Annotated in this window: 22 protein-coding genes; 1 reads left to right on the plus strand and 21 read right to left on the minus strand. The window is 47.0% G+C overall.

Translation table 11 applies throughout. The annotated features are described in order from the left end of the window. Positions 1-44 precede the first annotated feature (44 nt). The 13 genes from dinG to AOU00_RS02045 form a co-directional block, all read right to left on the minus strand. Positions 45-2912, minus strand: a complete 2868-nt coding sequence (dinG, locus tag AOU00_RS01985) for an ATP-dependent DNA helicase DinG (RefSeq protein WP_061829187.1) — start codon at positions 2910-2912, stop codon at positions 45-47. 155 nt (positions 2913-3067) lie between these two features. Beyond that, positions 3068-3700: a tetratricopeptide repeat protein gene (locus tag AOU00_RS01990; protein ID WP_061829188.1), complete on the minus strand. Its 633-nt coding sequence runs from the start codon at positions 3698-3700 to the stop codon at positions 3068-3070. A gap of 82 nt (positions 3701-3782) precedes the next feature. Next, positions 3783-4166: an aspartate 1-decarboxylase gene (gene panD, locus AOU00_RS01995; RefSeq protein WP_013371641.1), complete on the minus strand. Its 384-nt coding sequence runs from the start codon at positions 4164-4166 to the stop codon at positions 3783-3785. Continuing rightward, a complete protein-coding gene (gene panC / locus AOU00_RS02000; RefSeq protein ID WP_069289813.1) occupies positions 4159-5094 on the minus strand; it encodes a pantoate--beta-alanine ligase in 936 nt (311 codons plus the stop codon). The genes panD and panC overlap by 8 nt, the downstream gene beginning before the upstream one ends. Further along, positions 5091-5990 carry a 3-methyl-2-oxobutanoate hydroxymethyltransferase gene (gene panB, locus AOU00_RS02005; RefSeq protein ID WP_023989139.1) on the minus strand — a complete coding sequence of 300 codons (900 nt, stop codon included), beginning with the start codon at positions 5988-5990 and terminating at the stop codon, positions 5091-5093. The genes panC and panB overlap by 4 nt, the downstream gene beginning before the upstream one ends. 345 nt (positions 5991-6335) lie before the next feature. Next, positions 6336-7310: a biotin--[acetyl-CoA-carboxylase] ligase gene (locus AOU00_RS02010; protein WP_069289814.1), complete on the minus strand. Its 975-nt coding sequence runs from the start codon at positions 7308-7310 to the stop codon at positions 6336-6338. Beyond that, positions 7303-8625, minus strand: coding sequence for a CCA tRNA nucleotidyltransferase (locus AOU00_RS02015; RefSeq protein ID WP_069289815.1), 1323 nt, complete (start codon positions 8623-8625; stop codon positions 7303-7305). The genes AOU00_RS02010 and AOU00_RS02015 overlap by 8 nt, the downstream gene beginning before the upstream one ends. Positions 8626-8680: 55 nt before the next feature. Next, positions 8681-9844 (minus strand): N-acetyl-alpha-D-glucosaminyl L-malate synthase BshA, encoded by a 1164-nt coding sequence (gene bshA / locus AOU00_RS02020; protein WP_061829193.1) that lies wholly within the window; start codon positions 9842-9844, stop codon positions 8681-8683. Positions 9845-9929: 85 nt separating this feature from the next. After that, positions 9930-10622 carry a bacillithiol biosynthesis deacetylase BshB1 gene (gene bshB1, locus AOU00_RS02025; RefSeq protein WP_061829194.1) on the minus strand — a complete coding sequence of 231 codons (693 nt, stop codon included), beginning with the start codon at positions 10620-10622 and terminating at the stop codon, positions 9930-9932. After that, positions 10619-11056 (minus strand): methylglyoxal synthase, encoded by a 438-nt coding sequence (gene mgsA / locus AOU00_RS02030; RefSeq protein ID WP_013310694.1) that lies wholly within the window; start codon positions 11054-11056, stop codon positions 10619-10621. Before mgsA ends, bshB1 begins: the two co-directional genes overlap by 4 nt. 56 nt (positions 11057-11112) lie before the next feature. Further along, positions 11113-11916: a 4-hydroxy-tetrahydrodipicolinate reductase gene (gene dapB, locus AOU00_RS02035; protein ID WP_069289816.1), complete on the minus strand. Its 804-nt coding sequence runs from the start codon at positions 11914-11916 to the stop codon at positions 11113-11115. A 31-nt stretch (positions 11917-11947) separates the two neighbouring features. Further along, positions 11948-12466 (minus strand): tetratricopeptide repeat protein, encoded by a 519-nt coding sequence (locus AOU00_RS02040; RefSeq protein WP_013310696.1) that lies wholly within the window; start codon positions 12464-12466, stop codon positions 11948-11950. A 50-nt stretch (positions 12467-12516) separates the two neighbouring features. Then, entirely contained in the window at positions 12517-12846 is a 330-nt protein-coding gene (locus AOU00_RS02045) for a nucleotide pyrophosphohydrolase (protein WP_013310697.1), read from the minus strand. A gap of 214 nt (positions 12847-13060) precedes the next feature. Here AOU00_RS02045 and AOU00_RS02050 point away from each other — a divergent pair, with 214 nt between their 5' ends. Continuing rightward, the gene (locus AOU00_RS02050; RefSeq protein ID WP_069289817.1) at positions 13061-13930 is read left to right on the plus strand and encodes a YitT family protein; all 870 of its coding nucleotides are present in this window, start codon (positions 13061-13063) and stop codon (positions 13928-13930) included. A gap of 77 nt (positions 13931-14007) precedes the next feature. Here the strand turns inward: AOU00_RS02050 and AOU00_RS02055 are convergent, their stop codons facing one another. From AOU00_RS02055 to AOU00_RS02095, 8 genes are all read right to left on the minus strand, one after another. Continuing rightward, a complete protein-coding gene (locus tag AOU00_RS02055; RefSeq protein ID WP_069289818.1) occupies positions 14008-14853 on the minus strand; it encodes a sporulation protein YpjB in 846 nt (281 codons plus the stop codon). A gap of 566 nt (positions 14854-15419) precedes the next feature. Continuing rightward, positions 15420-16064, minus strand: a complete 645-nt coding sequence (locus AOU00_RS02065; protein ID WP_069289820.1) for a DUF1405 domain-containing protein — start codon at positions 16062-16064, stop codon at positions 15420-15422. A 173-nt stretch (positions 16065-16237) separates the two neighbouring features. Then, positions 16238-16417 (minus strand): IDEAL domain-containing protein, encoded by a 180-nt coding sequence (locus AOU00_RS02070; protein WP_013371655.1) that lies wholly within the window; start codon positions 16415-16417, stop codon positions 16238-16240. A 22-nt stretch (positions 16418-16439) separates the two neighbouring features. Continuing rightward, a complete protein-coding gene (locus tag AOU00_RS02075; protein ID WP_023989153.1) occupies positions 16440-16946 on the minus strand; it encodes a gamma carbonic anhydrase family protein in 507 nt (168 codons plus the stop codon). A 52-nt stretch (positions 16947-16998) separates the two neighbouring features. Continuing rightward, positions 16999-18108, minus strand: coding sequence for a hypothetical protein (locus AOU00_RS02080; protein WP_069289821.1), 1110 nt, complete (start codon positions 18106-18108; stop codon positions 16999-17001). Positions 18109-18273: 165 nt separating this feature from the next. Next, positions 18274-18876 carry a histidine phosphatase family protein gene (locus AOU00_RS02085; RefSeq protein WP_068941607.1) on the minus strand — a complete coding sequence of 201 codons (603 nt, stop codon included), beginning with the start codon at positions 18874-18876 and terminating at the stop codon, positions 18274-18276. Between the two features lie 70 nt (positions 18877-18946). After that, positions 18947-19573 carry a hypothetical protein gene (locus AOU00_RS02090; RefSeq protein ID WP_061829202.1) on the minus strand — a complete coding sequence of 209 codons (627 nt, stop codon included), beginning with the start codon at positions 19571-19573 and terminating at the stop codon, positions 18947-18949. Next, complete coding sequence (locus AOU00_RS02095; RefSeq protein ID WP_172828252.1) at positions 19570-20166, minus strand: RNA polymerase sigma factor; 597 nt, start codon at positions 20164-20166, stop codon at positions 19570-19572. The genes AOU00_RS02090 and AOU00_RS02095 overlap by 4 nt, the downstream gene beginning before the upstream one ends. Between the last annotated feature and the right edge of the window lie 851 nt (positions 20167-21017).

Genomic DNA, 21017 nt, shown 5'->3' on the forward strand with positions numbered 1-21017 from the left:
ACTTGCTCCCCCTAATTGTAACGAACATACTTAGTGTCCGTCCGTTATGCCTCGGTCTCCGGGGCGGATTGGAGCCATTCGGCGATGCGGGGCACCATTTGCTCCGATGGCATATGCTCCATTTTTGGTCCCGGTAACGAGTACAAAAAGTGCTTTCCGTAATAGGATTCGATCACACGCGTATCGTAAACGATAACGACCCCGTGGTCGCTCGCTGTACGAACCAACCGACCAAATCCCTGTTTGAAGCGAATGACCGCTTGTGGTACAGACAGCTTCATAAATGGATTCTTCTTCTGCTGCTGGAGCAGCTCGCTTTTTGCCTCCAGCAACGGGTGATTCGGCGGTTGAAACGGCAAGCGAACAATGGCCAGACAAGTCAGAGCTTTCCCCGGAATATCGACGCCTTCCCAGAAGCTGCTGGTTCCCAGCAATACAGAAGCTTTGGCTTCCTGAAAACGGCGGGTTAGCTTGCTGCGACTCCCACTGTCCACACCTTGTCCCAGCACAGTAATTTCGCTGGATGCTAAGGCCTCTTTCAGCGGCTCATACACTTGCCGGAGCATCCGATAGGAAGTAAACAGAACGAGCATTCTCCCCCGCGTCGCCTGAGCAGTCGCTCCTAGAGAGCTAACGAGCATATCTACAAAGTGTGCATCTCCTACACTGCCCTTCACGCTTGGGAAATCCCGTGGAATGACCAGCAACACCTGATCCCTGTAATTAAAGGGTGACGGGAGCTGCGAAGTCATCAGCCGCTCTTGATCTGCGGCCTCCTGCAAGCCGAGCTGATCGATCATGTACTGAAACGACTTATCTACCGATAAGGTAGCAGACGTCAGAATAATGCTTCTTTTTTTGTCAAAAAACATTTCTTTCAACTGGCGGCTCACATCGACGGGCACTGCATAAAATTGTAATGATTTACTGCGGAATTGCCCACTCGCTTCGAGCCAGTATACGGTTGTTTCATCATCGAGTCGCATAAAAAAGCGCAAATTTTCTCGAATCCCCGCCAGATCCTTGAGCAGACCCGTGATATCTGTAATAAGGCTATCCGCCGCATAATCGTCATGCTCTTCCTTGACGTCCAGCATCAGCTTGTCGCCCTTGCGCAAAATTTCACTCATCGTTACATATAGCTGATTTTCCAAAGCCCCCGCCTGATCCCACTTTGCAGGCTTGGCTGAAGGTTTGAGACGGGAAGAAAACTGTCCTGTTTCACCCGGTGTCGCATCGCTTCGCTCTGGCAACATGCCAAACAGCTTGTCGCTTAGCAGGTCCCAAGTTTCCTTAACCTCTAACACGAGCGGATACATCTGATCGATGGTTGAGGCCCAATCCGTCGACTTCTCGTGCCCCGATTTCGCCAACTGTTGACGAAGTGAAGGCAGTTGTCCATTCTTGCTGTCTTTGAACAGTCGCGTCAGTGTATGCACGAGTGTGAAATATTTCATATGCATACCTAGGTGCTTACCAGCTACTTCCTCCAGGTGATGGGCTTCATCAATCACCAGATGTTCATAGCTCGGCAACAACTGGTGACTAGCTTTGACGTCTGTAAACAACTTAGAGTGATTCGTAATAACAACATCCGCTATCCCTGCTTCATGGCGTGCACGATGATAATAGCATTTGCGGAACCATGGGCAAGAACGACCAAGACAGGACTCTGAATCACTCGCCACCGTTTCCCAGAAATCTCCACCACGGTTGCTCAGATTCAGTTCTTCATCATCACCGGTTTCTGTTAGCGTCAACCAGACGATCATCTGAGCAGCTGTAATTAAATCTTCCTTCGGTGTCGCGAAGTCTCTTCTGTTTATTTTATGTTCAAACTTACGCAGACACAAATAATGTCCCCGACCCTTGAAAATAGCAGCCCGGAACGGAAACGGAATCACCTTGGTCAGCATCGGAATGTCGCGCTCGCGTAATTGCTCCTGCAGGTTGATCGTATGTGTACTTACCATAACTCGCTGTCCTTTTTTCACACTGTGATACAGCGATGGGAGCAAATAGCCGAGGGACTTCCCTGTTCCTGTACCTGCTTCGATCAGTAGGTGCTTGTCTTCACTCAGTGCCTGATTTACACCCTCAATCATCTGTATCTGCGCCTCGCGCTCCTCATATTGGCTCAAGGATGAACGCAAATTGTCCCGCACATCATCCATGTACTCCTCAAAGGAAACACCTGACAGTGGATTCGGGTCATCTTCTCTACGCGGAGCAGCTAGCTCCGTCCAATCTTCCACTTTTAGCGCAAGCTGACGAAAAAACTGATGTCCCTCCAGATCCTGAATAGGATCAAGCTCTTTCTCTTCACGCACCCCATCAAGAAACCATCCAAGGTCACTGTCTTCCTCTGCAAACAAATCGCTAAGCCGCTGTATCGTTATCAAAGGTAATGCTTGAAGCTCACCCAGACACTTTAAAAACACCTCAGCCGTAGCCAACGCGTCGCTGTCTGCTTGGTGAGGGCGATCATGCGCCAGCCCAAACTCAGAAGACACAAAACCCAACTGATACGAAGATAGCGATGGAAACATAATTTTCAGAAAATCCATTGTATCCAAGATTCTTCCGCTAAACGGCAAATAACCGCACCGATCCAGAGCGTTTTGCAAAAAATTAAAATCAAACGCCACATTATGACCGACCAGTACAACATCGTCCAGCATAGGCACGAGCTCCATCATCATTTCTTCAAGTGCAGGAGCATCCTTGACGTCATCGTCTGTAATTCCGGTCAACCCGGTGATAAAAGGGGGAATAGATCTGCCAGGGTTTACATAAGAGCCGTAAACACGGGAAATGCTGTTATCATGATCTATAATTGCAAGTCCGACTTGAATGATGTCATCCGCGGACTGGGTGCCTGTCGTTTCAAAATCCAATACCGCAAATTTCATTCGGGCTAATCCTTTCTTATGACACTTACAAAAATAATAACTCTGTATATTAGCATAGCAGAAGATCGCCTGTTTGGAAATTAAGACAGCCAAAAAAGACGATGCACACGCCGCCTGAGAGGTGGGCATGCATCGTCTTGCTCGGTGTCTGACAACTACATCCAGGTCATCATGGAGCTGTCGTATCGAAGCTTTTCGGTACCGGACAGACAGGCTTCCATATTGTGCAGCGGCTCGGGTAACGCAGGATCGAACTGATGTGCGAGAGCAAAACATTTTTGCGCCTCCTCTACGTCAGCCTGCTTTGCCAACAGACAGCCTAGCGCATTATAGATGACCGCCTTCAGTCCTGCCTGCTCAGTCAGGTCCAGCACCTTCTGAAAATGGCATACAGCCTCTGCTGGATCATCTAGTTGAAAATAGGCCATTCCCATATACATGCGACTCTGCCAGCTGTTCGGAAAATGCTGTAGTACCTGCTCAAATTGTTGGATCGCCTCAGGGTACATGAGTAATCGATAATACCCTTGCCCCCGATTAAAAGCTGGCAGCTCTTTTTCAGGCAGCTCCGTGTCAGACATATCGGTCTCCGCGGAAAACCCGGCCGCACGCAGGCAAACCATTTTTTCCTCAAAGGCCAGCCACTCATCCATAATTCCGTCACTCATTCTCCGCAGCAGACTCCAGTGCTGTAGCAGCTCCTGCCTGCGGGAGCCCTGGGCTGATGGGTAATGCTTCACGATATCATCTAACATGCTGTTCATTTCTGCGAATACATGCTGGAACATGTGCATCCCGCCCTTATGAAAGATGGATTAATACACTCACATTTTTCGCTTAAAAGACGGGTTTCATCCGCACTCCCATTCATTACATGATCGTCGCGTGTACTTCTTTGTTCATCGTTTGGGCTGGTTTATTATGTTCATCAACAAATACCACTGTTGGTTTGTATGTTTTGGCCTCTTCATTCGACATGGAAGCATAGGAAATAATAATGACTGTATCACCAGGCTGCACCAAACGGGCTGCCGCACCATTGAGACAGATTACGCCGCTCCCACGCGGTCCGGGGATAACATAGGTTTCCAGTCGAGCTCCATTGTTATTGTTTACAATTTGAACCTTTTCATTCTCCAACAAATCCGATGTCTCCATGAGATCTTCATCTATAGTGATACTCCCCACATAGTTCAGGTTAGCTTCCGTAACCGTAGCGCGGTGAATTTTGGATTTCATCATGGTTCTAAACATGGGAAAGCACCTCCGCCTTCTGTATTCTTATATTGTCAATCAGTCTGGTATTGCCAAATTTCACAGCCAGCGCTACGATGACGTCTTCCTGAACATCACATAGCCGCTGCTCGGGAAGAAGGGGCTCCAGACCGGGAAAAGTTAATATTTCAATGTAATCAATGTCTGCTAAAGGAGAGGAAGTAATGGTGGACTCCACCATTTGATGTAGCTGACGAATCGTAATTGTGTTTGTTACTATATCTTCGCTCACTTCTTGCACCTTACGCAGTGACTGAGACAGCACCAACGCCTGCTCGCGCTGTTCTGCACTTAAATACACATTACGGGAGCTGAGGGCCAAACCATCCGCCTCTCTGACGATGGGACAAGGTACGATAATCACGTTCATATTGAGATCAGTCACCATCTGCTGGAGCACAGCAACCTGCTGCGCATCCTTCATTCCAAAGAAAGCCAAATCAGGACCTATCATGTTAAAAAGCTTGGCTACCACTGTAGTCACACCATCAAAATGGCCAGGACGGGAAGCACCGCACAAACGATCTGTCAAAGCGGATACACGAATTTTGGTTTGGGTTGGTTGTGGATACATTTCTGCTACAGTTGGTAAAAAAACAATATCCACACCTTCGCGCCGCGCTACCTCCAAATCATGAGCTTCATCGCGAGGATAGCTGTCTAGATCTTCATTCGGTCCAAATTGAATCGGATTTACGAAAATGCTAAGCACCACCGTATCCGCCATTTCACGCGCCTTGTGCATCAAGCTCGCATGCCCTTCATGCAGGTATCCCATTGTTGGTACAAAGCCGACTTTATGCTGTAAAGAGGTAGAACCGTGTACCTTTTTTGTTCCGCTTGTCCCAAGCTGCCGACGTTCAGCAATAATCTTACGCAGCTGAGCCACTTCCCTAACGATGATCATGATCGTGATTCCACCTTTTCCTTAGCTTGTTCCTGTGTCTGTCCTTTTGCCTTACCATACAGGGATTCCACAACGCGGTCATCCGCGCTGAACACATGCTCCGCGGCCGGAAATGCCCGCCCTTTTACATCACTCACATACTGCTCAATGCTGCTGCGGATCAAGCCGCCTACATCGGCATAGGTTTTAACAAAGCGTTTGCTGAAATAAGGCGATGCGTACTGAATCAGATCGTGATAAACGAGTACCTGACCGTCACATCCACGTCCAGCACCAATTCCAATGGTTGGAATGGAAAGCTCTTTAGAAATCGCTGTTGCCACTTCCTCAGTTACCAGTTCCAATACAACGCCAAAAGCACCCGCCTGCTCCAGCGCCTTGGCGTCCGCCATTAACCGGCGTGCGTCCGCTTCGTCCTTGCCTTGAATGCGATAGCCGCCAATTTGATTAACCGATTGCGGAGTAAGCCCGATATGTCCCAATACAGGCACACCTGCCTGAACAGTTGCTTTTACAACATCAGCAATTTCAGCTCCGCCCTCCAATTTAACAGCATGCACATGTCCTTCCTGCATCAGACGGCGGATGCCCTGAAGACTTTCTGAAACGCTGCTGTGATATGTCATAAAAGGCATGTCCGCTACGATAAATGTATGTTCCGCGCCTCTTGCGACTGCCCGGGAATGGTACACGATATCATCCAAGGTTACAGGGATGGTTGAATCGTAACCAAGAACTACGTTACCCAGCGAGTCACCCACGAGAATCATGTCAATTCCCGCCTCCTCAGCTATTTTAGCCGATGGATAATCATAGGCGGTCAGCATACTGAGCGGAATACCCTCTTGCTTCATTTTTTTCATTTTCACAATATTCAGTGCTTGTTTTCCTGCCATTGTAAATGGCTCCCTTCCATCTTTTTTTGGCACAAAAAATAACCTTTTATGAACGCCTGTACATCTGCGTCATCAAAAGGTCCGAACAGCCAAAAAAGACACTCATTTTGAGATCGTCCCTTCTGTCTCGGTCCTGTTCGGCTCAGAGCAGAATCCAACGTAACCTTCAAATGAAGTTATGATGGTCTTACAAACTTGCTAAAGTAGAGCATGTGCCCCTGGAGTGCAGCTCGGACCGTCCGATGCCGCCTCCTGCACAGTATAACAAAAAACATCTGCTTTTTCACGTGAAGTTTTGCACAGGGAATAGAACGATTTCGGTCGTTTTCATAGCTAGGGCTGCTTCTACAATTGTATATCCCCTGAAATGACCTGAATTCGCTCTCCCTGATCCGTTTCTACTACGAGTGCCCCGGAAGGGTCCAAGCCAACAGCTGTACCTTCTACAGTTATCCCTTGTCCGGTATGTGCCCGTATGCTACGGTTCATAGTCACGGACAAAGCCTCCCACAGCATGGCTATAGGCTGAAACCCCTGCTCGGCATACAACTTACTTAGCTGTTCCATCTCTTCCAGCACTGAGGCGATCAGCACAGTACGGTCAATTTCACGCCCTGCTTCTATTTTCAAGGACGTTCCCACCTGCGATAACTCTTCCGGGTAATCTTCTTTATTTAAATTCACATCAATGCCAATCCCTGCAATACAGTATCGAACCCGTTGATCCTCTGTTGCAGATTCCAGCAGAATACCGGATACTTTGCGACCATGAATCAGCACGTCGTTTGGCCATTTGATACCAGCCTCCACACCCGTCAGCCGACGAATGGCCCTACACACTGCTACACCTGTAAGTAGCGTTAGCTGGGGGGTAAAAGCCAAGGGCTGGGTAGGACGCAACACAATGCTCATCCAGACTCCTTTGCCACGAGGGGAATACCACTTCCGTCCCAAACGTCCCCGACCTGCCGTTTGTTCCTCTGCAAGCACTACTGTCCCCTCTGGCGCGCCCTCTTCTGCTAAACGCATGGCATCTTGCTGAGTGGAAACCGTCGAATCCAGTACAACGATACGCTGGCCAAACGATTGAGTATTTAACATATTGGCCAATTTGGAGACTTCCAGCCGATCCGGTCGGGATATCAACCGATAGCCCCGACGCGAGGAGGCATCAATGTTGTAGCCCAACTCACGCAGTTTGTTGATCTGCTTCCATACTGCTGTTCGGCTAACCGAGAGGCGTCGGCTGATTTCCTCCCCTGATACGTAATCGGATGTACCTTCCTCCAGTATGCCTAACAATCTTTCATGATTATTCACTACTCATCACCCGTTTCGCTTCCTGAAGCAATGTTTCTGTTTCATTCGGAATATCTCCGCAGGCAACAGCTTGTAAAAGCTGTTCCATCATCTGACCCAGCCAAGGTCCGCCTGGTCGATTTATCGCCTGAACCAGTTCATTTCCTGTAATATTTAAATCTTTGATACGAACGACTACAGCCTGCTTTGTCCACGAGCTTGCCAGTTCGGCTGTTTTCGCCACATGCTTTTCTACCCACGGCGGTAATCCGCGGAATGAAGCAGGCAGTGTCTTGTAAAGATCAAGCCAGTCTGAAGCTGTATCTTTTCCCAGTCTAATTAGCAGACGAATCCAGCTACGACGCAGCGCCTCATCGTTGACAATGCCAGACTCCCCCGGATCGGAATCGCCAGCTATGGCACCAGCACTGTAGATTAATTCGGTCTCCCATTCCAGCAGATGAACCAGCCGAAGTCGTACCGCGTTGGAAAAGGTCCAAGCTCTTAGTAGCTCGTCCGCTGCCTCTGAGGTAAGTCTACAAGACATTAAGAGCAGGCCCCACCGCAGTTCTTCTTGCAGTTGAACGATCCCCTTGAGCGCCCATGCTTCACATTGTTCCCAAGGAACCGGAACCTTCGTACAACCGAGCAACCCGCTACGGCTCAGCATCTCCAACCCACGTAAAGGGTCAGGGCCCGCTAGCATCTTTTCCAGCTCGACCCGCACACGTTCCATGGCTATGTAACGAAGTCCCTCTTTGCGCCGAATCATGCCTTTCCAGGTGTTGTAAGCAACACGGAACCGAAACACAGAGGCAAAACGGATGCAACGCAGCATTCGTAACCCGTCCTCTTCAAAACGTTCCTCGGCTCGGCCTACACAACGAACGAGAGCGGCTCGTAAATCGGCTTCTCCTCCAAATGGGTCCACCCGCTCTCCGTGTTCTGCCATCGCAATCGCATTCATAGTAAAATCCCGTCGCATCAGATCCTCACGGATATCCTTTACGAAGGCAACTTCCGTTGGACGGCGGTGATCGGCATATCCACTTTCCGTACGAAAAGTGGTTACCTCGAACGCATGGCCACCCTGCATGACCGTAACCGTCCCATGCTGAATTCCTGTCGGAATGACGTGAGGGAATAGCGCTATGACCTGTTCAGGCTCAGCCGAAGTAGTCAAATCCATATCATGAATGGCTCTTCCTAATAGCTCATCCCGCACACAGCCACCGACCCAGTAGGCTTCGTGGCCTGCTGCGGTTAGTGCATGTATGACCTCTCTGCCATGAAATGCCATCTCTTGGTCAGCATATTGCCAAGTATTTGTATTCATAGGGTTTCCCCCTTTGCAAGTATTCAATATAAAAAACGGACGCGAGTCCGCCCTCTTAAACGCTGATCGGTTTAAGATCCGGCACCTCGCGTCCCAACACACGGTAATATATCTCTTCATATTGACGGGTAATCAGCTCATCACAAAAAACGGTACGGGCGCGGGTCAGACACGCTTCACGGAAACGTTCCGCCATCGCTTCATCGGACAACAGCTCTACTGCATAATCAGCCATTGCCTCAGTATTACCGATTTCAGCAAGATACCCCGTACTTCCATGCACAACGAGTTCAGGTACTCCCCCTGCCTGAGAACCGATGGTCGGCACTCCACAGGCCATTGCTTCCAATGCAACCAGACCAAAACTTTCTTTTTCCGAGGGAAGCAGCAGCACATCCGCCATAGAAATCACTTCTGCGATCTGATCCTGCTTACCTAAAAAGAAGACCTTATCTTGCAGTCCTAAATTCTCGATTTTGCAACGGATTTTTGGAAGATCCGGTCCTTCTCCCACCAACAGCAGCTTCGCAGGTACTTTACGTTGCACCTTTTCAAATATATCCAGCACATCTCCCACCCTTTTGACAGGACGGAAATTGGAAATATGCATCATTATTTTTTCATGCGGTTGGGCAAAATCTCTTCTAAGCGCCGCGGCATCTCGTGGATAATATACCCGTTTATCTACAAAATTGTAGGTTAAATCAATAGGTCGTGTAATTTCCAACGCATCTATCGTCTCCCGAATCAAATCCTTGGAAACCGCTGTCACAGCGTCACTTTTGTTAATAGCCAGCCGAATCAGGTCCTTCAACGACTCATCCTGTGCCAACACTGTAATGTCCGTACCATGCAAGGTGGTTACCACCTTCAGATGATCACCCACCATTTCCTTCGCCAAGTAAGCGCATACTGCATGGGGTACCGCATAATGAACATGGAGTACGTCCAAATTCTTCATTTGTGCGACTTGGGCCATTTTGGTCGCCAGTGACAAATCATAGGGTGGATATCTAAACACGTAATAATCGTTAACTTCAACCTCATGATAAAAAATATTTTTCTGAAACGCCCCGCCTAATCTGAACGGAATGCTATTGGCAATGAAATGGACCTCATGCCCTTTTTCTGCCAGCAACTTACCCAACTCAGTAGCCACTACACCGGAGCCACCCAACGACGGATAACAGGTAATTCCAATTTTCAATTTGTCATTCAAGCTAAGCTGCCTCCTTCCGCTCATCAGTGATAACTTTCCTGCCGATTTATTTTAACATTCTGCAAAATGCTCAAGTATAGAATTCTTATGTGAATAGCTTAACCAGATATGGCGTTTTGGACGCAAAGCCTTCTGCATACGAAATCAGTTTGCGTTGACCCAACAACGAGTCGCGAGCTTTTACGCGTTCCACATATCCCTGATTTAAGGGTGTGGATACTGTATCCTTTCCAGGTGCTGCCTGAAATTGCGAAGCATAACTCAACAAAGACCGTTCTTTGGCTTCATAATGCTCGGTGATATCCACAATCAAATCCGTTCTGCCAATATCATTAATAAAATAAAAATATAATTGCTCTACCTGTACCGCAGGATTTTCTGGCATAAAACGTCGCAACTTGGCGTTAAATACCGCTTCCTCCACTAACTTACTGCACATGACATGGTCTGGATGCCGATCCTCCCAATAAGGAGCAAATACGACTTTCGGTGCATGGCGCCGTATTTCTGCTGTAACTGCAGCTACATGTTCTGGAGTTACATATAATCCACGATCCGGCAGACCTAGATTCGTCCGCACGGCAAGTCCGAGTACTTTTGCAGCGTGTTCTGCCTCTGCCATACGAGTATCCACATCACCATTAGATGACATTTCAGCCCGCGTCAAATCGCACACGCCCACCTTTAAACCAGCGGCTGTATGCTTGGCAATCGTGCCTCCCATTCCTATTTCTGCATCGTCGGCATGGGCTCCGAAAATCAAGATGTCCAGTGTCATTTTATATCACCTTGCTGGTCAATCCCCGGTTTATATTTATGTACCAGCTCACGCCAAGCAAAATCGCCACGGTCTAGCGCCTTAACCAGTATTTCAGCAGTTGCAACGTTGGTTGCCAGAGGAATCCCTTGTACATCACACAGACGTAACAGGGCGCTAATATCCGGCTCATGCGGCTGGGCCATAAGCGGATCACGCAAAAATATAATCAAGTCCATGTCATTTTGTGCAACCATAGCCCCGATTTGCTGATCTCCTCCAAGCGGCCCGGACATGAAACGGTGAATTTGAAGCTTGGTTTGCTCCATAATGCGCAGACCTGTTGTACCTGTTGAAAATAACTGGTGATCTGTAAAAACATGCTCATAGGCCGTTATGAAATTTACCATTTCATCCTTTTTTCGGTCATGCGCTATAAATGCAATCTTTAACATTCAAAGTTCCTCCTGCCTCATTCTATAATTTCGTTCGTCAAATCATTCGCGTATTCTTAATCGATGTAATGCTCAAATCCATATACAAGTCCTGGCTGCTCCATGACCTTCTGAATACCGATTTTAACACCCGGCATATAGCCCGCTCGTTCATAAGAATCCTGACGAATTTTCAGAGATTGTCCAAACCCTCCGAAGATTACTTCTTGCTGTGCGAAAACACCGGGAAGACGGACACTGTGAACACGGAACCCTTGATAGTACCCCCCCCGTGATCCTTCTAACGTTTCTTCCTCTTCCGGGTTACCCTGTCGTAGCTCTTCACGCTGTTCGGCGATCAGCTCTGCGGTCTTAATGGCTGTGCCCGATGGCGCGTCCAATTTTTGGTCACCGTGATATTCGATGATTTCCAGATGTGGGAAGTATTTCGCTGCCTGAGCCGCAAACCGCATCATCAAAATGACTCCAATCGAAAAGTTCGGCGCGATCAGACCACCAATTTGCTGCTCACGACACTGCTTGTCCAGTTCATTAATCTGTTCGGGGGTAAACCCTGTCGTTCCGATAACGGGACGTACTCCATACTTGATAGCAAGCGCTGTATGTGCGTACGCAAAACGCGGCCCCGTAAAATCGACCATGACATCCGCTCGACTATCCAGTAAAGCCTGCTCCACGTCCTCCACAATAGCGATACCCGCTTCCGGTAATCCGACGAGAAGGCCGGCATCACTGCCGGCATGTGTTCTGTTCACTGCGGCCACAAGCTGTAGTTCCTCATCCTGAAGAACCAATTTGACAACTTCACGGCCCATACGCCCTGCTGCTCCTACAACAGCCACTTTTATTGGTTCTGACATATCCCTACAACTCCTTATGCATCCATTTGTGTTAGATCTGTTCATTCATCTGCTGGCATAACTTCTTCATGAGGTTGGCAAGCTGCACATTGTGAGGAAACAGTGCAGCCGCCTCGCGAGCAGCCTGCACAGCTAGCTTATACTCATTCAATTCATCATAAATCAATGCGAGCAGCAAAAAAGCATCCCCACATAACGGATCGAGGGCTATTGCTCGTTCCAGTAGCAAAATCGCATCCTGACGCACCTGTGGCGTAGCTCTGTCGACATCCAGCATTTTTCTGGCCTTCTCCGTATGCTGCCTGGCTTCCTGCGCATGCAGATGGAGAACATATTCATCCTGCTGTGGAGCGAGACGAACCGCATGCTCTGCATATGCGAGAGCCTGCTCCAAACGACCACTACGAGCATAGGTAACCGAGCACCGGAAATAATGCTCCGCATGATCAGGCTGGGCTGAAATTGCTTTTTCAAACCATTCCACGGCCTGCTCAAAATCGTTCTGCAAAATGCACTGATAAGCTTTCTGAACGTATTCCTCCGCCTTCATGACACTGCACCTCCGGGTAACCGGTTTGGTACAGCATATGTACAAAACGCCTAATCGGTGTCCTTTTTGGTCCAGCGATTCGCGTCACGCGTGTTAAATTTTTGCATGACCTTATCATGAGCCTCGGTCAAATTTATACCTAGCGAGTTCGCAAAGCAAACTGTGATGAACAAAATGTCTCCCAGCTCCAGCTCAATCGAATTGTCCGCCTCATCCATTTTTTTCGGTTTCTCGCCAAAGGAGTGATTGACTTCCCTCGCGAGTTCCCCGACTTCCTCAGACATCCGAGCCAACATCGCCAAAGGGCTAAAATACCCTTCCTTAAATTGAGATATATACTGGTCTACCTCACGTTGAATTTCATCTAATGATTTTTCCATGAAACACGCAATCCCCCCATGTGCAGGTTTATTCATATGTTATCGTAAAGCACATTTTAAAACAAATTTTTTTTAATTGTGTACTTATGATCCCAACTTACAGTCATCAGTCTTTTAAAGATAGCGTAAAAAGGTATACTACATATAAGGAGCTGCGATTTAGCAAAATCAGCATGAAGTCGTTCTTCCTTAAACTGCTACTGCGAGGGATCATATGAAGATATCCAAGTCCATGGAACAGCTTAAACTGATTTTACCCATTGTGCTCGGGACCGCCATCTATGCATTCGGTCTGCTTTATTTTATAATACCCAGTAAACTGATGGAAGGTGGTATTACAGGGATCACCCTGCTGCTCAATTATGCTTTTTCGATTTCACCCTCTCTCTCCACATTGCTGCTGAACATTCCTTTATTTTTAATTGGGTGGAAAATGCTTGGGGGCAAGCAAATTCTATATACAGGGGTAGGTATCGGGTCGCTCACTTTTTTTCTGTGGTTGTATGAAAAAATGATTCATTTCGGATGGATGGGAACATTTCAAACTGAACACGATTTTATACTTTCTTCATTATATGCGGGGGTTACGCTTGGGGCCGGATTAGGTATTGTGTTCCGCTTTGGCGGCACCACGGGCGGCTCGGATATAATCGCTCGTATTCTAAACCGGAAGTTTGGCTGGAGTATGGGAAGGATTCTGCTGGTCATTGATATTGTCATTATCGGTGCTTCACTACTTTACATACCAAAAGAAAAAATTCTATATACATTAGTCGCCGTGTTCATCGCGTCCAAAATTATTGATTTTATACAAGAAGGGGCCTATTCTGCCAAAGCCTTTATGATTATCAGCGACCACACGATGGACATTGCGGATATTATTATTAGGGACATGGATCGTGGAGTTACTATTATTCCGGCTGTAGGTGCATTTTCCAAGCAGGCCAAGCATGTTGCCTATTGTGTCGTGCCTCGTCAGGAAATACGACGTTTGCACCAAATTGTTAAATCGGTTGATCCACGGGCGTTTATTATCATACAGGATGTGCATGATGTACATGGAGAGGGGTTCAAAGAGGAATAGCCCGGAAATCCGGGCGATGGGCTAACCTATATGGATGGCTCAGCAGCCAACGACACGAATATTCGAATTTTGCATCGTTATCCAGAGAAACCAGCTCGATATTTACGATAACCTGCATAGGCCAGCGCCAGCAGAACAATCATGCCGATTGCCAATTCTGCCCGGCGCTCACTTTCACGCGGGATAAATGGCGCCAGGGCAGTGGCGTCTTTTTCACGTCCAAACAAGGCATTAAACGTCGGATTTCCCTGATCCAACGCCCCTCTAATCGCTGAGGCATCTGCATTTTGCTGATCCCCCAATCCTTTGACGTAGGAAATCCATGAATCAGCCCGGACAACTTCACTTGTTCTGCCATGAATCAATGCTGCTGTACGGATCGTCTCATAGTGGTCCTCCAGCACCGCGGCTCCAGCTTTGAAACCCTTCATGTTGCCTTTAGCAAACTGGCTGTTCAAGCCACTAACATCTTCTTTTAAAATCTTATAATACTGCTGCCATAAGGGCTGACGCGGATGTGCAAGCGCATCTGTCGCAAGTCGTAAATTGGCCGCAGCCTTCACCCATTCATCCGGTGATGCTTGGACGGACTGTGTAGCTTGCTGCACCTCAAGGATGCTGCCGGACAAAGCATGAATGGCCTCTACAGATAACGCTGCCTGCACCTGTCCAGTGCCAAACCATCGACTCACTTCGGCTACATCCGCGCGCGCTTTTTCAATGTTCCCGTCCATCACATCTCGGTACAGTATCGCAGCTGCATGATCCAGTTCCTCAATCTCTTTTGTATTTCCTACGGGTTTTGACTGATCACGCGCTTCTACCACACCTGGAGGGACGCAGACGGACAGCAGCAGGACCATAGATAAAACAACACTCGAAACAATACGTATCATAATTGGAAACGCCTGACCCCTAATCATGGGACATCCCTCCTCACCTTACTGTATGGCAAGGTTACCGAGACTAGAACTTGCTTTAAGACAAATGGTATCCCCCTCAAAATCTGCAACCACAATCGTGTCATATTGAGGTATATACATAAAATTATCTTTAAAAAAAGAGATGCATAGAATAAGACCAGCCATTCACTATTTTCCGCAGCAAAAAGTGAATACGGATTTAATCTAGCACTTTTATTTTTCAGTAACTTTAAATCCGACTGCTCTTCCAGATTCAATTTCTCAACTTTAATGTCCAAGTGGTTTATGATTACTTTCCGGTTCAATTGATATTCTTGTGCTGAAACAAACCCGAATTTAGTGTAAAAATTCTTCACACTATCATTGCGAACAAATACATAGCATCACAGTTGCCCTGCCGTACGTAAGGGATATATTTATCATTCCAAAAGCCCAATTGATACCAAGCTTCAAAATCAAAACCAAAACTTTGTTTGGCTAAATGATTAAAGTTCTTTCTTATTTTATGATAATCACGGTTCCTTTTTTAAATATATATTCTTTTTGGTTTATAACAATGTTCATCTCTATTTCTCCACTTCCACTCCCACTCGATTGCGCGCAAACATGGCAAGCCATGCCGCTATAATACTGACAAGGGTCAGCATATAGGTAAAAGCACGCACTTGTGGTACATCATCCGTTAGCGTCTTTGGAAGATACGGATATATACCAAATGTATAATCCATCGTATCATTTAACAATGTCCAGAGTGCGGCTAGGCATAAAGCAGTCCATTTGCAGGTGAAAAAACGCACGAACAGCAGTGCTTCGACCGCCATTGCCGTGTGAGATGCCACCAGCATCCAATCCTGCCATATCATATGTCCCCCCTGCGCAACTCCCCAAAAAATAATAGCTGAAGCCCAGATGCCATATTTTACACTCGTGACAACAGCCAATGCCTCGATGATCTGGCGAATGACCTTCAAGCTATTGAGACGCGGAGAATAGAGCAAAAATGCTATAGAGATCGTAAAAAACAGACTCGCCGTCGGACTATCAGGCACAAATACAATCTGCCACATTGGGTGATAATTTAGTGTATATTCCAACTGCCCCCCATACCATATGTACCCATACACCGTTCCAACCAGATTACACCAGAACAGCAGCCACAAAAAAGGCCGGCTCGTCAAGAACGACCGGCTCCACAAATAAGATAACGACACGTCCTTCATCCTCCGTTCATACGACAGTTGCCTTGTACAGGTCCCATCCTACAAAGACTATATCATATCCAAGCGTATCAAAAAAACCTGACCGCCGCTACAGTCAGGTTTGATGATTATAATCTTGAACTAAAGATTCGTCTGAAATCCAACTCAGGATTCCTAAGATTGTTCTAACTCATTGCTTTCAGCTCATCCGTAAGATGACGAAAAGCTACTTCATCTCCGGAGGCTAGCGCCTCATCAATATCCTTGTAGAGTTTTTCACTCCGGTGTTTACGTAATGCCTCGTCCAAAACCATTTCAGCAGACAGGCCCAACATTACTTCATAAGTAACCTTCATTTTATCCATAGGATGCACCTCCAACATGAGTTTAAGAGATCCTATATTCTTTTCCTTTCGCCACATAGCTGAGTGCCGTTCGTGACATCCGCTGCAAATCTGCATCTGTCAATTCGCGCACCACTTTGGCAGGTGTACCGAGAGAAAGAGTATAGGGTGGTATTTTGGTATTTTCCGTAACGACCGACCCTGCTCCTATTAAAGCATATTCACCAAGCTCCGCTCCGTTGAGTACAATGGCCCCCATACCGATTAAAGTGCCTTTGCCTACCGTACAACCGTGGATTATTGCAGCATGACCTACCGAAATATCATCCGCCAGCAACAGGGGCTGATCCGTGTTCACATGTCCCACGACACCGTCCTGAATATTGCAGCGTTCACCGATGATGATAGGCGCCATATCTCCGCGCAGTACGGCATTAAACCATACAGAGGAATCTTGACCGATCGTTACTTTTCCGACAATTTTTGCTCCTTCTGCCATATAGACAGATGAATGGAGCTGTGGCATGTTTCCGTTATAGTGAATCAGCAACAACTTCACCCTCTCATTTTGGGTGAAATTCTATCAACATGTGTGCTGCTTGTCAATGGAGCCGTATACCCGAGTCGTTCCGACCAATGCGGCACTCTCCCGCCAACTTCAGCCCCCAGGCCGTCATCTGTACAGATGGTCCCGTCGAATGTTCACCCTGACGAAGCATACCCAAGTGAAGCATCATTCGTATAATCCTCTGATCAAAGACCGAACGGGGCGTATCATAGTAAAACGGTCGAATCAGTGGGCCAATATGTACAAAAAGCGACTCTGAGGACGTCCAGGGCCTGGCACATTCTCCAATCCAGTAGACTAGAGACAGCAAATTAGGAACGGCTCCTTTATACAATCTTAACCAAAACCTGAATAGCTGTATCATTTCTTCCTCAATTGTATGCTCCTGATGCGCTTCTCCCTTTGCCGTCAGCACAACTTGGTCCCCTTTCTCCTCAATGTACTTGGAGTGACGGGCATAATCATATAGTAGTGCCATTCGGTCTGGATAAAACTTAAAAGAGGAGCCATACCCGAAACGCCATCCTCCCTTACCCAAAAGCGGCTCCGCAATGTGCAAATGTTCCATCAGCTGCTGCTGATTGCGACGATACCAAGCTCCCTCGGGATTTAGCGGAACCTCATGCTGCCCCATGTATTGAAGGAAAAGCCGTAAATCCTCTGCCAGCAGATGCCCTTCATCCCGGTACGACGACGGTTCGCTTACCCGGGTCATTCCGTTTTGGAAGTCATATACCATAACACGTCGAAAGCGCTCCTTCATATCCAACGGAATTTGGAACAAATACCTCGTATTGTGCGTCGAACCGTTGAACAACCAGCCACTAGAACGCAGACGGGTCACAATATCCCTTGGCCGCTCACCAGGATTCTCGTCCTCCTCAACAGACTGTTTGGCTATTGCAATCAATTCCTCCATGCTGAAATACGGTCGGTCATCGAACAGCAACGCGTTCAAAAACCTTACCTCTGACAACCTCAGCTCCTTGACCTGCGTCTCAAAAAAACTACTGCTGCCGAGCTTCGTCAAAATCCCCTGGATCAACTCATGTTTGGAATTAGGTTTACAGTCACAATCGTAATACACCGCGATTCTGTTCAAATGCACAATATCCGCAAATGTCAGCATATCCGCCAGATTCATTGTTCCATCGCCTCGTCACTGGACTGTCATCCGGAATTGATTCTTACCTGTTGTACCCACAGCTTTGACGGATTGTTCAGACTCTAAACCTCTTTTTTTGCAAAGGTATAATTAAAAAACAAAAAGACCACGACTCCTACGATAAGTAGAAGCCTTGGTCTTTTACTAACTTTTTGAGTTACAGTCACTTTTCTCTTGCAAATGCTTCGTGCAATTATACAAAAGTGGTGCCCAATCCATATCCTCACGCTGGAGTACACTAAGTGACAAATTGCCGATTCGTTCCGTGAATTTTTCCTGATACAGAGCCTTATACAAATTAGCCAAAAAACCGCCGTGGGAAACGACCAGCAGATTCTTGTCCCGATTTTCCGTCCAAATGGCTTCCATAAAAGCTAGCCCGCGAAGCTGAAGATCCGCATCGCTTTCCTGCCCTAGATCCAGCAGATGCCAGTCGACTCCCCACTTCTCTTCACGCTCGGCCTGGGTCATGCCCTCGACCTGACCATAAGCACGTTCTCTTAGCCGATCATCAGGCTCTAACAACGGGAGATGCAGAGCAGAAGCAATAATCTCCCCAGTCTCTTTCGCTCTGGAGAGACTACTTGTAATAAGCCCGTCCCAATGATAAGGTTCTTCCTTTAATCGTTCTGCCAGCAAGCGTGCCTGCCGACGCCCTTCCTCATTCAAGGGAATATCACTGTGACCCTGGATTTTCCCTACCGCATTCCAATCCGTCAATCCATGTCTGATCAAGCCAATAAGCATCGTGTCGTTTCCTCCGCTGTTTTGTTATTCAGGCATTGTTATGAATTCATATTGGAGCCCAGCTGTCCTGCTAATTTCTGACCCTTCTCGCCCGATGGATCCAGCCCAGAGAAAATAAAGCAAGCGCAAGTGCCAATACAGACAACAACATCCAGTATTGCGGATAAGTAGGAACAATGCTAGCAACCAGCGGGTCCATAATGCCACTATTCACATCTTTAATGTGGTATTGATATTGTGGAGATGTACTTGTAGTTTTCAACAGGCCTGTCGGTAAAATACCTGTGTCCATGACAGGAGCTGCTTGAGGGGGATTTTCCTGAGAGGAGCTTCCGTTCCAGTTCAAAAACAAGAAGCTACATAAAAATACGGCCAAGAAGCCGGCGATCCATACAGACATATACTTACGGGCTGCTGGGTTCACACGCGCACGTCGATGCTCGCCCGGAACAAGCCACGGTGATTCTTCATAAATTCGATCCATGACTCTGCGATTCATTGCCTCTAGCTTTTCATCTGTTATTTCAAAGGAAATATCACGAATATCGGACCGATTTTCTTTTGACAAATTCCACTCTTTTTCTTCCGAACCATGCTCCCACCCAGCAGACGAGCTTTTGGCCCGTCTGCGCTCCGAGTCTTGTTTCGATACATTTTTGCCTGTAGCGAACAAATCCTCAGTGTCCCTGGATTTCATTGGCTGCTCATCCCTTCGTTTTCCTCATAGAGAGGCTCAAAAAAATAAGGCTCCAACTGCGTCTTCACACTGGATCTTGCCCGGAAAAGCAATGACTTCACCGCACTGACCGTCTGTCCTAAAATAGTCGCAATCTCCTGATAATCCAATTGCTCATATTCACGCAAAATCAGCGCAGATCGCTGCTTCTCAGGCAATCTATTGATCGCTTCACGAACCATCTCTACCTTCTCACCGCGAAGGACGGCCTGCTCCGGAATGACATCCGATGGAGCTACCGGTACATAACCGCTCTCCTCCAATGGAACCTGACCGCTACGGTGCTTGCGAAGCTCACTTAGCACCGTATTGCGTGCAATCGTATATAACCAAGTGGAAAACGATGCGTCTACCTCGCGAAAAGAGTGTAGGCTCCGATACGCTTTATAAAACGTTTCTGAGCACAAGTCCTCAGCAATCATTTCCAGGTTCGAACTTTTCAGCATATGATAAACAAAAGCTAAAATTTTACGTTGGTGCCGCCTCATTAATTCTGAATAAACCTCAACATTACCTTGTTTGATTTCCTGAATCATCTGGGAATCTGTCATCATCCGAGTGAGACCCTCCTCGCCCATACATGTGCTGTTTTCCCGTTCGATTCTGTCTATATATACCGAACAGGTCAAAAAAAGTTGCGCCCTCTGCGCAAATGGATGAAACAGCATCATGGAACATTTGTTATTTTCTTACCCTATGTAGTGCCAACATTAACGGTGCTATCCCCAACAATATTCAACATCCAAAATGGACTTACCCATTGTACCACAAAATGTCCGTCAGTAAAAAAGTCCAAAATCCCCACGATTTCTATCAATGCCTCCCTAACGCTGGCACCTGATTCATTTATACAGCTTTTCAGGGGATTTTAAATTTTTTCAAGATTAAATGACAACCCCATTGAAAATGTTCTATTCAAATACATCAATAAGGAAAAAAACACAAAAAGAAAACGCTTCAAAAAAATTATTGACAAAATGAAAACGTATACATATAATAAAAGTACAGTATGGTTTCTCTCCACTCCTATCCTACTCAGCTACTTCACTAAAAGTAGCTACCACCCGGGGCTTTACCCGGGTGGTCTTTTTTTGTTTTCTTTAATAATAATTAGTGAGAAGGATTGTCTCATTTGTTCTTCAAATAACAAAAAAGCGGGCGAAAGTTTCTTCACCCGCTTTAAAACTTTTCCTATTATTTCACTCCCAGAAAGCATAGTACTTTTAAGGCGATCCGTAGCGCAGCGATCCATTTGAATCTAGAGAAGCGTAGCGTTCGCCTTTGCAGGGGGGATTCTTACCTTTAGATAATTTAAAAAGTCCAGAGAATCCCCCTGCAACAGCGATCGTAAGATCAAATGGATCGCGGAGCGGTGTACCTCCTTAACGAACACTCATACTTTCTC

The organism is Paenibacillus polymyxa, from assembly GCF_001719045.1.
Taxonomy (GTDB): Bacteria; Bacillota; Bacilli; order Paenibacillales; family Paenibacillaceae; genus Paenibacillus; species Paenibacillus polymyxa_B.

Bases quoted from the DNA above. Each gene is read 5' to 3' on its own strand.
- panC (WP_069289813.1), bottom strand. From the start codon at position 5,094: ATGATCATCGTTAGGGAAGTGGCTCAGCTGCGTAAGATTATTGCTGAA.
- AOU00_RS02090 (WP_061829202.1), bottom strand. From the start codon at position 19,573: ATGAAATCCAGGGACACTGAGGATTTGTTCGCTACAGGCAAAAATGTA.
- dinG (WP_061829187.1), bottom strand. From the start codon at position 2,912: ATGAAATTTGCGGTATTGGATTTTGAAACGACAGGCACCCAGTCCGCG.
- AOU00_RS02055 (WP_069289818.1), bottom strand. From the start codon at position 14,853: ATGATTAGGGGTCAGGCGTTTCCAATTATGATACGTATTGTTTCGAGT.
- dapB (WP_069289816.1), bottom strand. From the start codon at position 11,916: ATGTCAGAACCAATAAAAGTGGCTGTTGTAGGAGCAGCAGGGCGTATG.
- AOU00_RS02050 (WP_069289817.1), top strand. From the start codon at position 13,061: ATGAAGATATCCAAGTCCATGGAACAGCTTAAACTGATTTTACCCATT.
- mgsA (WP_013310694.1), bottom strand. From the start codon at position 11,056: ATGTTAAAGATTGCATTTATAGCGCATGACCGAAAAAAGGATGAAATG.
- AOU00_RS02095 (WP_172828252.1), bottom strand. From the start codon at position 20,166: ATGATGACAGATTCCCAGATGATTCAGGAAATCAAACAAGGTAATGTT.
- AOU00_RS01990 (WP_061829188.1), bottom strand. From the start codon at position 3,700: ATGTTCCAGCATGTATTCGCAGAAATGAACAGCATGTTAGATGATATC.
- AOU00_RS02080 (WP_069289821.1), bottom strand. From the start codon at position 18,108: ATGAATCTGGCGGATATGCTGACATTTGCGGATATTGTGCATTTGAAC.
- AOU00_RS02040 (WP_013310696.1), bottom strand. From the start codon at position 12,466: ATGAAGGCGGAGGAATACGTTCAGAAAGCTTATCAGTGCATTTTGCAG.
- AOU00_RS02070 (WP_013371655.1), bottom strand. From the start codon at position 16,417: ATGGATAAAATGAAGGTTACTTATGAAGTAATGTTGGGCCTGTCTGCT.
- bshB1 (WP_061829194.1), bottom strand. From the start codon at position 10,622: ATGACACTGGACATCTTGATTTTCGGAGCCCATGCCGACGATGCAGAA.
- panD (WP_013371641.1), bottom strand. From the start codon at position 4,166: ATGTTTAGAACCATGATGAAATCCAAAATTCACCGCGCTACGGTTACG.
- panB (WP_023989139.1), bottom strand. From the start codon at position 5,990: ATGGCAGGAAAACAAGCACTGAATATTGTGAAAATGAAAAAAATGAAG.
- AOU00_RS02085 (WP_068941607.1), bottom strand. From the start codon at position 18,876: ATGCTTATTGGCTTGATCAGACATGGATTGACGGATTGGAATGCGGTA.
- AOU00_RS02045 (WP_013310697.1), bottom strand. From the start codon at position 12,846: ATGGAAAAATCATTAGATGAAATTCAACGTGAGGTAGACCAGTATATA.
- AOU00_RS02015 (WP_069289815.1), bottom strand. From the start codon at position 8,625: ATGAATACAAATACTTGGCAATATGCTGACCAAGAGATGGCATTTCAT.